This is a genomic window from Klebsiella sp. 54 (assembly GCF_018223875.1).
Classification (GTDB): domain Bacteria; phylum Pseudomonadota; class Gammaproteobacteria; order Enterobacterales; family Enterobacteriaceae; genus Klebsiella; species Klebsiella quasipneumoniae.
In genome coordinates this window covers 50,806-63,179 of record NZ_JAGRRA010000004.1, presented here as the reverse complement: position 1 = coordinate 63,179, position 12,374 = coordinate 50,806, and the positions used below count along the sequence as shown (strand labels likewise).

The 12,374-nt window shown below is 59.7% G+C and carries 11 protein-coding genes and 1 pseudogene; 3 read left to right on the top strand and 9 right to left on the bottom strand.

Going from position 1 to position 12,374, the window contains the following annotated elements; genetic code table 11:
• Positions 1-66 precede the first annotated feature (66 nt).
• The 9 genes from recC to rppH all read right to left on the bottom strand — a co-directional run bounded on the left by recC (position 67) and on the right by rppH (position 10,174).
• Positions 67-3,444, bottom strand: a complete 3,378-nt coding sequence (gene recC, locus KHQ24_RS11775) for an exodeoxyribonuclease V subunit gamma (protein ID WP_053809982.1) — start codon at positions 3,442-3,444, stop codon at positions 67-69.
• A gap of 12 nt (positions 3,445-3,456) precedes the next feature.
• The gene (locus KHQ24_RS11770; protein ID WP_211777289.1) at positions 3,457-3,780 is read right to left on the bottom strand and encodes a prepilin-type N-terminal cleavage/methylation domain-containing protein; all 324 of its coding nucleotides are present in this window, start codon (positions 3,778-3,780) and stop codon (positions 3,457-3,459) included.
• Positions 3,765-4,172 (bottom strand): DUF2509 family protein, encoded by a 408-nt coding sequence (locus KHQ24_RS11765; RefSeq protein WP_032426115.1) that lies wholly within the window; start codon positions 4,170-4,172, stop codon positions 3,765-3,767. Before KHQ24_RS11765 ends, KHQ24_RS11770 begins: the two co-directional genes overlap by 16 nt.
• Positions 4,169-4,726 carry a prepilin peptidase-dependent protein gene (locus tag KHQ24_RS11760; RefSeq protein ID WP_072140377.1) on the bottom strand — a complete coding sequence of 186 codons (558 nt, stop codon included), beginning with the start codon at positions 4,724-4,726 and terminating at the stop codon, positions 4,169-4,171. Before KHQ24_RS11760 ends, KHQ24_RS11765 begins: the two co-directional genes overlap by 4 nt.
• Positions 4,723-5,274, bottom strand: a complete 552-nt coding sequence (locus KHQ24_RS11755; protein ID WP_211777288.1) for a prepilin peptidase-dependent protein — start codon at positions 5,272-5,274, stop codon at positions 4,723-4,725. Before KHQ24_RS11755 ends, KHQ24_RS11760 begins: the two co-directional genes overlap by 4 nt.
• A gap of 190 nt (positions 5,275-5,464) precedes the next feature.
• Positions 5,465-6,259 carry a thymidylate synthase gene (gene thyA, locus KHQ24_RS11750; RefSeq protein ID WP_004205446.1) on the bottom strand — a complete coding sequence of 265 codons (795 nt, stop codon included), beginning with the start codon at positions 6,257-6,259 and terminating at the stop codon, positions 5,465-5,467.
• 6 nt (positions 6,260-6,265) lie between these two features.
• Complete coding sequence (gene lgt, locus KHQ24_RS11745; protein ID WP_004205445.1) at positions 6,266-7,141, bottom strand: prolipoprotein diacylglyceryl transferase; 876 nt, start codon at positions 7,139-7,141, stop codon at positions 6,266-6,268.
• 243 nt (positions 7,142-7,384) lie between these two features.
• Positions 7,385-9,631 carry a phosphoenolpyruvate--protein phosphotransferase gene (ptsP, locus tag KHQ24_RS11740; protein ID WP_004205444.1) on the bottom strand — a complete coding sequence of 749 codons (2,247 nt, stop codon included), beginning with the start codon at positions 9,629-9,631 and terminating at the stop codon, positions 7,385-7,387.
• 12 nt (positions 9,632-9,643) lie between these two features.
• A complete protein-coding gene (gene rppH, locus KHQ24_RS11735) occupies positions 9,644-10,174 on the bottom strand; it encodes an RNA pyrophosphohydrolase (protein WP_004205443.1) in 531 nt (176 codons plus the stop codon).
• A gap of 453 nt (positions 10,175-10,627) precedes the next feature.
• On the opposite strand from rppH, the pseudogene KHQ24_RS24510 reads away from it, so the two are divergent.
• From KHQ24_RS24510 to KHQ24_RS11720, 3 genes and pseudogenes are all read left to right on the top strand, one after another.
• A pseudogene (locus KHQ24_RS24510) lies at positions 10,628-10,768 on the top strand (hypothetical protein); the annotation flags it as partial.
• 88 nt (positions 10,769-10,856) lie between these two features.
• On the top strand, positions 10,857-11,552 hold the full coding sequence (gene mutH / locus KHQ24_RS11725; RefSeq protein WP_023319078.1) for a DNA mismatch repair endonuclease MutH: 696 nt from the start codon (positions 10,857-10,859) through the stop codon (positions 11,550-11,552).
• Between the two features lie 63 nt (positions 11,553-11,615).
• Positions 11,616-12,329 carry a TerC family protein gene (locus KHQ24_RS11720; RefSeq protein ID WP_004205441.1) on the top strand — a complete coding sequence of 238 codons (714 nt, stop codon included), beginning with the start codon at positions 11,616-11,618 and terminating at the stop codon, positions 12,327-12,329.
• The last annotated feature ends 45 nt before the right edge of the window (positions 12,330-12,374 follow it).

Here is a 12,374-nt window from a genome sequence, read left to right as displayed (position 1 = left end):
CCATCAGTCCGTGATACGTTGCGCATAATAAATGAACCGCCATTCACTGCGCAATTTTTATACTATTTAAATTTGTGTGGACCGATGGTAACGATATAGCGGTAACAGATAACGCTGCGTCTGGGCAATGATTTCTTCGTAATGCGCCGGCTCCAGCGAACGCCACAGGCGTTGATACCAGATATCGGCCCCCTCCCCGCTGACCACCATGTTACCTTCGTAGGTCTGCAGGAATTTGCTCCGCGCTTTCTGCTGCGTCTCTTCGTCCATTAAAATGACATCCTTTTCGGCGTCATAACAGGCTTTCAGCCAGGCGCCACCGCTTTCCGGCAGCAGCAGCAGCGGCTGCGACATCCCCAGCAAATAGCCATCCACCAGCTCATTCAGGTACGCCTGCGCCTCGGCGGGCGCCAGCGGCGGAAAACGCCACTCTCCCTCTTTACGCACAAACAGCCGGCTCTCGCCGGTACCGCCGCTGGCACAGTAGACAAGGTGTTCCAGCCAAAGTTGCATCCCCTGGGAGACGCTCAGCAGCGAAGGCCGCCAGCGCAGCAGCCCGTCCGGCTGCACCTGCTGCAGCCAGCCGGTCAGATTTACGCCGCCGCACTGGAGATCGATCTCCATGCTCTGCGCCTGCTGGCGCTCGGCCATCACCCGCTCGGCCAGGGCCTGCATCTCCAGTCGCTGCGTCTCCCACACCAGTTCGCCAAAGGCGCCATACGGCAGCTCGCCGGCGGCGCGGAAGCGGCGGAACATGGCCGAGACGTCCTGCTCCTCGATAAGGGTATTAAGCAATTGCTGGTTCAGTTGATAACGGCTCAGCCCTTCCAGGGTGAAGGGCTCGTCATCGGGAATATCATCCTCTTCCGCACGGAAATTGACCCGCAGACGCTGCTGAAAGAACGCGCGAACCGGGTGCTGCCAGAAGCGCAGGAGCTGCTCGAACGGCAGGCTGTCTATCGGCGGCGGGGTAAGCGGTTGAATGAAGTCGCTATGCGCCTCCCCCTGCTGGCCGGCGGCAGCCAGCCATTCCCGGGCGTAGCTCTTATTCTCGTTATCCTGGAAATTGGCGACGTCGAACGGCATGCGGGTATGCAGATGGGTGATGTGGGCTTTAACCCGCGCCTCGCTGGCGTCGCAATCAAGCTCCTCATCGCCGGCGAGACAGTGGCTCTGGCCGACGTAATCCACCAGCTCCTGCACCAGCACCGAGGGAAAGCGCTCGCTGTTGTCCTGGATAGAACGGCCGATGTAGCTGATATACAGCGTCTGTTCGGCGGACATCAGCGCCTCCAGGAACAGGTAGCGGTCATCATCGCGCCGGCTGCGGTCGCCACGCTGCGGCTTCTGGCTCATTAAATCAAAACCCAGCGGCGGCAGCGTTCGCGGATAAACCCCATCGTTCATCCCCAGCAGGCAAACCACTTTGAAAGGAATAGAGCGCATCGGCATCAGGGTGCAGATATTGACCGGGCCGGCGAGAAAGCGCTGGCTGATCCGTTGCTGATCGAGGCGCTGGGCCAGCTCATCGCGCAGCAGCGTCAACGGCACCTGGTCGCCATACTGCGCCTCCAGACCGCTATCAATCACCGCCAGCCACTGCTGCTCAATCAGCGCCAGCGCCGCTTCGGTCTCGCTGTCCGGCAGGAAAAAGTCATTCAGCAGATCGCGACAGACCGGCAGCCACTCCGCCAGCGGCCGCTGTTGGGCGAGACCGCGTCGCCACAGGTTAAGCTGCATCAGCAGCGATGCGAGGTTACCTACCAGCTCGGCGATCAAACCGCTGGATTCGTCATAGGGCAGCACCGACTGCCATTCGCCCTCCCGGCTGTCCATCGCGTAGCCCAGCAGCATGCGGGTAAGGCCGAACCGCCAGGTGTGCTGGCCGGTCGCCGGCAGGTCCAGCTCACGGACGTTGTCGTCATCCATTCCCCAGCGGACCCCGGACTCGTTGACCCACTGGCGCAGGTAGCGCAGACCCTCTTCATTGATGTTAAAGCGCGCCGCCAGCACCGGCACGTCCAGCAGCGCCAGCACATCTTCGCTGGCGAAGCGGCTGTCGGGCAGCGAGAGCAAAGTGATAAACGCCTGCAGCACCGGGTGCGACTCGCGGGCGCGGCGATCGGAGATCGCCCACGGCAGCCAGCGGTCGCCGCTGGCGGCGCCAAACACCGCCTGTATATAGGGGCTGTAGCTGTCGATATCCGCCACCATGACGATGATATCCCGCGGCGTGAGCGTCGGATCCGCCTCCAGCATCGCCAGCAGCCGATCGTGCAGAACCTCCACTTCACGCTGCGGACTGTGGCAGACATGAATGCTCAGGCTGCGGTCATCCTGCGCCAGCGGACGTTTGTCGCGACTGTGGGCGAAAGCCTCCGCGCTCTGCCCGGCCACCGCCGCGTTGCGCAGTTCGAGGATATCCGACTGCAGATTATGCAACAGGTTATCGGGAACGATATCGACAAAGGCGTCCAGCTCCTCATAGCGCTCCAGCCCCGCCAGCAGGTAGATATAATCGCGCCCCAGTTTGCCCCAGGAGGCGAGCAACGGGTTGCCGACATCCTGCTCCCCGGCGTCATTAAACAACCCCGGCGCCTGCTCGGTGTCGCGAAACAGGGGTAGCGCGCGCGCCTCGCGGTGATGGCGCCGCTGACGCGATAGCAGCTTCGCCAGGAACGCCGGATCTTTAATATCACCCCAGTAATAGCGGCAGGGGTTGGTGAACAGCACATAGACATCGACATGCTTACCCAGCGCCTGCAACGCCTGAAGATAGACCGGCGGCAGCGCGGAAATTCCACAGATAAAGACGCGCGACGGCAGCCCGGCGGGCGGTTCATCCGCCTTTTCCAGGGCGCTGATAAAGCGCTGATAGAGATTGGCGCGGTGCCACTGCGGCTGCCCCAGCTCGGCGGTATAGCGCACCAGCGCTTTCCACAGCGGCGCCTGCCACTGCTGGGCGTCGCCGAGGCCGTCAACCCGCTGGTCGGCCTCCCAGCGCATCAGCCATTCCGGGCGATAAACCAGATACTGGTCATAGAGATCCGCTACCCGGGCGGCCAGCTGAAACAGCTTGCGCTTGTCGCCGTCATCGCTCAGATACTGGCGCAGCAGGATAAAATCGTCCTCTTCCAGGTGCTGCGGCAGGAGAGTCATCAGCTTCCAGCTCATGCTCTGCTTGCTGAAGGCGCTTTCGCCAGGGATATCCTTCAGGACGCGCACGAACATATCCCAGATAAAGCTCGCCGGCAGCGGGAACTCGATGTTGGCGGCAATGCCGAAGCGCGAGGCCAGGGTCATCTGCAGCCACTGCGCCATACCGGTACTCTGCACCAGCACCATTTCAGCCTGAAAAGGGTCATCCAACCGCTGGCGCTCGACGATAAACTCCATCAACGCCTCGAGAACATCCAGCCGGTTTGAGTGGTAAACCCTTAACATAATTGCTCCTGACTACTGGCTGACCGGGCAATGCAGCCGGGTCATCTGCGCCCGCTTTGCAACGGGCATACTGATCGTTACCGTGATGCTGACACATCTTTGCGCCGATGTCTGCATACGGCTTACCTGTCCGCCTGCCGGCGGAGACGGCGCAGAGAGCTGACTATAGCGCCAGGCGTCGCGCCATAGCTGACGCGTCTGGTTGAGCTGGTGGACCCCTTGCGCCATTCCGCGCTGATAGCCGCCCAGCGCGGTGGCCGTTAGCACCATCAGCGCCATCGCCAGAACGGTCTCCGGCAAGCTAAAACCCCGCTGGCGCTTCATGGCATTTGACATAGGCTCACCTCCCTGAGCGGGCAAAAATCGCTCCAGCCATGGGCGGAGAAATGCACTTGCCCGCCGCGCACCTCGCCGGACTGCCAGACCTGCACCTCGCCGCTGGCGCTGCTGAGCAGCAGCGAACCGTCGTCGAAGATGCGCAGACAGGCGCGCCAGCCCTGCTGCGCCTGCTCGCGGCAGGCCAGCGGCGCCTGCGCCGACCAGGCCTGCTGTTTTCCCCACTGTAGCGCCGAATGGGCCACCGCCGTATCGCGGATCGCCTGCGTTTCGCTGGCGGTTTGCGCCAGCAGCGCCCGCTGCTGCAGGTTAAGCCCCTCCAGGAGCAGGCTGCCGAGAGTCAGCAACAGGAGCACCATCAACAGCGACGACATTCCACGCTGGCGGATCACAGGTTATACCCCGTCACCCGCTGCTCCACCTCGGCCGCCAGACCCATCTGCCGGGCAGAGCGCGCTGTCAGCGTCACGCTCAGCTCCGGCGCGAAGCCCTCGGTCAGCCGACGCTGCACCGCAAAGCGCGTCACCACGATAGCGGCCGGATTGGTGATTTTCTCCCATCCGCTGCCGCGGCAGTCGCTGGCTCCGCGCAGAGTCTCCAGCGCGCCGTCGCGCAGGCGAAAGCCGGTGCTCTCCGCCGCTGCCGCGGGGGAGGTTTCCCATGTCCCATTGCTGTTCGCGTCCCAGCGCACAATCAGGCACTCGCCGTCGGCGGCGAGCTCCAGCCCGGCTCCGCCGCACACTCCCCGGCAGTATCCGGCGCGCTGCAGATGCTTCCCCACGGCATGCACCCGCTGCCACAATTCGTTCTCCAGGGCCAGCTGTTCGCCCTGACGCAGAATATGGCGCTGCAGAGCGGGTAGAAAGCGGCAGGCGCCGATCAGCAGCAGCGAGCCTATCGCCATGGCAATAAGCGCCTCCGCGAGGGAAAATCCGCGGCGGCTCACTGACATCCTCCTGCGCTGTCACTGCGGCATAAACGAATCCGCCCCCAGTGTGAAATCACAATGCTCCAGCTGCCGGCCTCGCTCTGCAGACGCAGATTCCCCGCCCAGGCGGTGCTGCGCAGGCCATAGAATCCCAGGCCAGGGGTGACGCCTGCCAGCGTGATCCCCGGCCAGCGCGGGCGCAGCGTTAAGGGCGACCCGGAGGCGCACGCCGGCCCCTCCCCCTGGGCACTCAGGCACCATCCCTCTTCATCCTGGCCGACGCGAAGCACGCGGTCCCGGTTGTAGGCGTTGGCGTCATCGCGCAGGAAAACCAGGAAATCCCGCACCTGAACGGCGGTTTGCCACAGTCGTTGCTGCTGCTGCCAGCGCTGCCAGCCGTACAGGCCGCCGACGCTGAGGATCATCATTAACGTCAGCGTCACCAGGGTTTCCATCAGGGTATAACCATGTTCTCTGTTCATGGCGCAGAGTATGCCGCTGCGGTTAGCCCTGGCGCGACGACGGAAAATGGCTTTCCCGGCCAGACACGCAAAAAAGGTTTGCATGACCAACAGCAGAACATTTTTTTGCGAGCCTCTTTCCAGCTTTCCCGCCCACCAACGCCTGCGGCCAGCGGGCGGGATGAAGCGTTCCTATCGTAATGGCAACGAGGGTAGCCCCCCCTATTCAGGTGGTGAAAACGGCATAAAAAAACCGGCGCCATCAGACGCCGGTTGGTCATATCTGCAGAGGGGGTTAAATCGCCACCGGCGCTTTGATTCCCGGGTGCGGATCGTAACCTTCAATCTCGAAGTCTTCAAAGCGGTAGTCGAATATCGACGCCGGCTTGCGTTTGATGACCAGCTTCGGCAGCGGACGCGGTTCGCGGCTCAGCTGCAGATTGGTCTGCTCGAGATGGTTGCTGTACAGATGAGTGTCGCCACCGGTCCAGACGAAATCGCCGACCTGCAGATCGCACTGCTGCGCCACCATATGCACCAGCAGCGCGTAGCTGGCGATGTTGAACGGCAGGCCGAGGAATACGTCGCAGGAGCGCTGATACAGCTGGCAGGAGAGCTTGCCGTCAGCGACGTAGAACTGGAAGAAGGCGTGGCACGGCGCCAGGGCCATTTTATCCAGCTCGCCGACGTTCCACGCCGAGACGATGATCCGGCGGGAGTCCGGGTCGTTTTTCAGCTGCTCCATCACTGTGCTGATCTGGTCGATATGACGACCGTCCGGCGCAGGCCAGGAACGCCACTGTTTGCCGTAGACCGGTCCCAGGTCGCCATTTTCATCTGCCCACTCGTCCCAGATGGTGACGTTGTTGTCGTGCAGATAGGCGATGTTAGTGTCGCCCTGCAGGAACCACAGCAGTTCATGGATGATGGAGCGTAAATGACAGCGCTTGGTGGTCACCAGCGGGAAGCCTTCCTGCAGGTTAAAACGCATCTGATGGCCGAAAATAGAGATCGTGCCAGTGCCGGTGCGGTCATTTTTTGGCGTGCCCTCGGCGAGCACTTTCTGCATCAAATCAAGATACTGTTTCATGGTTCCTCAAGAATTCAGTTGCTGCGGACGGTGGCGGTAAGCCCAAACCATCATGATGATACCCGCAAGCACCATCGGGATCGAAAGAATCTGCCCCATGCTGATGTACTGCACCCAGCCGCCGGTGAACTGGGCGTCGGGCTGGCGGAAGAATTCCACGATAATGCGGAACAGGCCGTAGCCAATCAGGAACAGGCCGGAAACGGAACCGGTCGGGCGCGGTTTACGGATAAACAGGTTCAGGATCAGGAACAGCACCACGCCTTCCAGCGCCAGCTCGTACAGCTGCGACGCGTGGCGCGGCAGCGCGCCGTAGGTATCAAACAGCGATTGCCATTCCGGATGGGTCGGCAGCAGCGCCAGATCTTCGGCACGGGAGCCCGGGAAAATCATCGTGTAATGGAAGCTCGGGTCCACGCGGCCCCACAGCTCGCCGTTGATAAAGTTGCCCAGACGCCCGGCGCCAAGGCCAAACGGGATCAGCGGCGCGATAAAATCGGAGACCTGGAAGAAGGTGCGTTTGGTGCGTCTGGCGAAGATAATCATCACCAGGATCACGCCGATCAGGCCGCCGTGGAACGACATACCGCCATCCCAAACGCGGAACAGATACAACGGATCGGCAAGAAATACCGGCAGGTTGTAGAACAGCACGTAACCGATACGGCCGCCCAGAAAGACGCCGAGGAAGCCCGCGTAAAGCAGGTTTTCCACTTCATTTTTCGTCCAGCCGCTGCCCGGACGATTCGCCCGACGGGTGGCCAGCCACATCGCAAAGACAAAGCCCACCAGGTACATCAAACCGTACCAGTGGAGGGAGACCGGGCCTAGAGAAAAAATGACCGGATCGAACTCCGGAAAATGCAGGTAGCCACTATTCATCTGTCACCATAAAGACTTGTTATTCCGCCGAAAGTGGACAGCGGTGATGATCCATGCCCGATTAAAACGGGCACGCCGAAGGAGGCGAATCATAGCATAAGCCAGGAGTGCGATCCGCGCCGGCGTGTAAAAGATATGTATACGGATGCTAACAGAAGCCGTTTCACCGGCTGTGCTGTATTTTGCCGGATGGTGTGAACAGAGGATTCCCGGGTTACGGCTGACGCCTCACCCGGGCTATCGCTACCGCCCGCCGCGGATCAGGCCGCCGAGACCGCGACGCTCCATAAAGGCCGCCACCTGATGGCGCACCTCGGCGGTCATCTGGGCTTCGAGGCTGCGACGAGACAGCTCCTGCGCCTCTTCGATATCGATGCGGCGCAGCAGATATTTCACCCTCGCCACCGAGCGGCCGTTCATCGACAGGTGGCGATAACCGAGACCGACAAGGATCGTCACGCACATCGGGTCGCCTGCCATCTCGCCGCACAGTCGCAGATCGATGCCAAAGCGCTCCGCGTCATGAGCGATCATCGCCAGCGCCCGCAATACCGCAGGATGCAAGCTGTCATACATGCTGGCGACCCGGGTATTGTTACGGTCGACGGCCAGCAGGTACTGGGTCAGGTCGTTCGTTCCTACCGAGATAAAATCGATCCGGCTGGCCAGCTGCGGCAGCATAAAGACCATCGACGGCACCTCCAGCATCACCCCCAGACGCGGACGCGGGATGGCGTAGCCGATCATCTCTTCAACTTCCCGACTGGCGCGGTCGATCAGTCGGCGGGCCTCATCGACCTCTTCCAGACTGGTCACCATCGGCAGCAAAATGCTGAGGTTGCCGGTGGCGGCGTTGGCGCGCAGCATCGCCCGCACCTGGATCAAAAAGATCTCCGGCTGATCGAGGGTGATGCGGATCCCGCGCCAGCCGAGGCATGGGTTCTCTTCACTGATCGGCATGTACGGCAGCTGTTTATCCGCGCCGATGTCCAGGGTACGCAGGGTCACCGGTTTGCTGTTAAACATCTGCAGCATGCCCTGATACTGGGCGACTTGCTCCTCTTCAGAGGGGAAGCCGCTCTGCAGCATAAAGGGAATTTCGGTACGGTACAGACCAATGCCGTCCACAAAACTGCCGAGCTTCTCTTCGTGCTCCGGGCTTAAGCCGGCGTTGAGCATGACTTTTACCCGCTCGCCGCTTTTCAACTCCGACGCACGCTGGAGATCGTCCTCCGCCAGGCGGCTGAGCTCGTTCTCTTCACTGATAAGGCGCTGATATTCCTGTAACAGAACAGGTTCAGGATCCACCAGCAGCTCACCGCGATAGCCATCGACAATCAGCGTATGGCCATGCAACAGCGAGGGCTGAATATCGGCGCCCATCACCGTTGGGATGCCAAGGGCCCGCACCATAATGGCGGCATGGGAGTTGGCGGCGCCATCGCGCACTACCACGCCGGCCAGGCGATCCTGCGGCACTTCGGCGAGGGTGGTGGCCGACAGCTCGTCCGCCACGAGGATAATGCGCGCCGGCCAGGTGTTGGGGCCCTGAATACTGTCGTCGAGATGGAACAGCAGACGCTGACCCAGCGTGCGCAGGTCGCCGGCCCGCTCTTTCAGATAGCCGTCGCTCAGCGCGGCAAACTGTTCGGCGAACTTCTCAATGATCTTTTTGACCGCCCACTCGGCGACGGCGCCTTTGTCGACTTCGGCAAAGAGCTCGCGACGCAGGCGGGCGTCGGAGAGCAGGTGCGAGTAGAGATCGAAGATCGCCGCCGTCTCTTTTTGCGCGCCGGCGGCGTAGCGTTTGCTGTAGCGACGAAACTCGTTGGCCGCTTCTTCCAGCGCGCCGGTCAGGCGTTCACGTTCCGAGGCGGTATCCAGCGTCGAGGCTTCATACACCTGTTCCATCAGCGGCAGGCTGACGTCCATCCAGCCCTCGGCGATCGCCACCCCGGAAGAGGCCGGCAGAGCGCGAATGCGCGTCTGACGATACTGGCCAAACAGGGCGTTCAGCTGGGACTGGGAGAGGATCGCCGCCATCTGGGTGGCGAGGGTGACGAGGAAAGACTCTTCGCTTTCATCAAACTGGCGCAGCTCACGCTGCTGGACCACCAGCACGCCCAACAGCTGGCGGCGCTGGATGATCGGCACGCCAAGGAAGGCGCGGAAGCGGTCCTCTTTGACGGCGGGGATATACTTGAAGCTGGGGTGTTTTTGCGCATCGGCGAGGTTGATGGGCTCCGCCAGGCGGCCAACCAGCCCCACCAGGCCTTCATCGAACGCCAGCGCAACGGTGCGCCCGCGAGGTTTTTTTAACCCGCGGGTGGCCATCAGGTAATAGCAGCGTCGGTCATTGTCAGCCAGGTAAACCGAGCAGACTTCCGTCTCCATCGCCTGGCAGACATCTGTCACCAGAATATCCAGCGCCTCGTTTAAACGCGGCGCACTCGCGACCTTCTCGACTATTTCTCGCAACCGAGTGAGCATAATGTGCGTGGCTTAACCTCTTTTACGTCGATAAGCAGGCGCGCTTTGCGGCTTAGGGGCGCTCTCCGCCAGCGACATGGTTACGCTGGCGAACTCTTTCATCACCCGGCGGTAGACGTCGCGTTTGAACGACACCACCTGACGAACCGGGTACCAGTAACTCACCCAGCGCCAGCCATCAAATTCAGGCGTGCTGCTGGTTTGCATATTGATGTCCGCGTCGTTACCGATCAACTGCAAAAGAAACCACTTTTGTTTCTGGCCGATACAAACCGGCTTTGTGTCCCAACGCACCAAACGTTTAGGCAACTTGTAACGCAGCCAGTTACGGGTTGAGGCCAGGATCCGCACATCTTTACGGCTTAACCCGACCTCTTCAAACAATTCCCGATACATCGCCTGCTCTGCGGATTCTCCTGGATTTATGCCCCCTTGCGGGAACTGCCACGAGTGCTGACCATAGCGTCGGGCCCACATGACCTGGCCCTGACGATTACAGATTACAATACCGACATTTGGGCGGTAGCCATCGTCATCAATCACCGGACTACCTCAAGATAAGCTTCAATGTGAATGATTGTTTCACACTCGTCGGAAACGGTAAACCACTCTGTTCGCACACTGAGAACGGATAACATTTGAATAACTCACAGTAATTGCCAGAGTTATAAACAGCGAAAGCGCCCGACGGCCGATTTTATTCACTTTTTCTGTGGATAGAGTTGTGAAGAAGTACGGAATTAACCCGGGAAAACCCGGAGTAATCTGAACATCGCACCGCTAACACCTTCTAATAATGATAGCATATTCATTGAGTTAGAATATATTCCTTTCACTTATTACAGCATAACGTGACGATCGTCACACATACGATCCGCCGACTGATGAAAGATCGAACAATGTCGATTTTATCCACAGATTACGCGCAGGTCGCGGGCAGATTTTCTCTAAAAATTCGATTTTCGTCGCACGTCAAGGCTGTAAATCGAACCAGTAGTGGGGCTTTTCCCCAGTTATCCCACTTTTCTGTGGATAACATGGTGTAAGATCCTGTTTATTGTCAGTGACCAGTTCTGGAAAACCTGTTTTCATGGTTTTCACCTGCAGCGCAATGACCTTAAAAAGGCATATAAATCATGGGATTGGTATAGTTACTCAGAAAACGGTAAACTCTATCCACAACGCGCAAAATTAGCGCTCATTTTTTAGCCAAAGGTGTCACCCTATGCCCGCTATCGCTCCTCTCTCCTCTCCGCCGCAAAGTCAGGAACAGCTGTTGGCCCAGGCCCGACAGCTGGCCGGCTATACGCTGGGCGAGCTGGCGGCGCTGGCCGGGATCCCCATTCCCCGCGATCTGAAGCGTGATAAAGGCTGGACGGGCATCCTGCTGGAGCTGTGGCTGGGGGCCAGCGCGGGCAGTAAACCCGAACAGGATTTCGCCGCGCTGGGGGTGGAGCTCAAAACGATCCCTATCGACAGCCGGGGTCGTCCGCTGGAGACCACCTTTGTCTGCGTCGCTCCGTTAACCGGCAATAGCGGCGTCACCTGGGAGAGCAGCCATGTGCGGCATAAGCTGCAGCGCGTCCTGTGGATCCCGGTGGAAGGAGAGCGCACCATTCCTCTGGCGGCGCGACGCGTCGGCGCACCGCTGCTGTGGAGTCCGAACGAAGAAGAGGAGCGCCAGCTGCGCATGGACTGGGAAGAGCTGATGGATCTTATTGTCCTCGGTGAGGTGGAGCGCATTACCGCCCGCCACGGCGAGGTGCTGCAGTTAAGACCGAAAGCGGCCAACAGCAAGGCGTTGACCGAAGCCATCGGCGCCCGCGGGGAGACGATCCTCACCCTGCCGCGCGGTTTCTACCTGAAAAAGAATTTCACCGCCGCCCTGCTCGCCCGCCATTTCTTGTTACAACACGATTAATTTTTTGTTCTGCGTTGGGGCGTGCATATAATTGCTGCTTTCTATTTTGCAGGACTTTGAACAATGTTATTTGCATGGATAACCGATCCTAACGCCTGGCTGGCGCTGGGCACCTTGACGCTGCTGGAGATCGTGCTCGGGATCGATAATATTATTTTTCTCTCTCTGGTCGTGGCCAAGCTCCCCACCGCCCAGCGCGCTCACGCGCGACGGATCGGTTTAATGGGGGCGATGGTCATGCGCCTGGCGCTGCTGGCCTCTATCGCCTGGGTCGTTAAGCTGACCAACCCGCTCTTCACCGTCCTCGGTCAGGAGATTTCGTTTCGCGATCTGATCTTGCTGTTAGGCGGACTGTTCCTTATCTGGAAAGCCAGTAAAGAGATCCATGAGTCTATCGAAGGTGAAGAGGAGGGGCTGAAAACTAACGTTCACTCCTTCCTCGGCGCCATCGTGCAGATCATGCTGCTGGACATCATCTTTAGCCTCGACTCGGTGATCACCGCCGTCGGTCTGTCGGACCATCTGTTTATTATGATGGCGGCGGTCGTGATTGCGGTGGGGGTAATGATGTTCGCCGCACGACCTATCGGCGATTTCGTTGACCGTCATCCGTCGGTGAAAATGCTGGCGCTGTCGTTCCTGATCCTCGTCGGCTTTACCCTAATGCTGGAAAGTTTCGACGTCCATGTGCCGAAGGGATACATTTACTTCGCCATGTTCTTCTCTATTGCCGTTGAGAGTCTTAACCTGCTGCGCAATAAGAAAAACCCGCTGTAAACCACAAAATTGCAGCCTGGTCACAGGCTGCAACCCTTTTTCAGA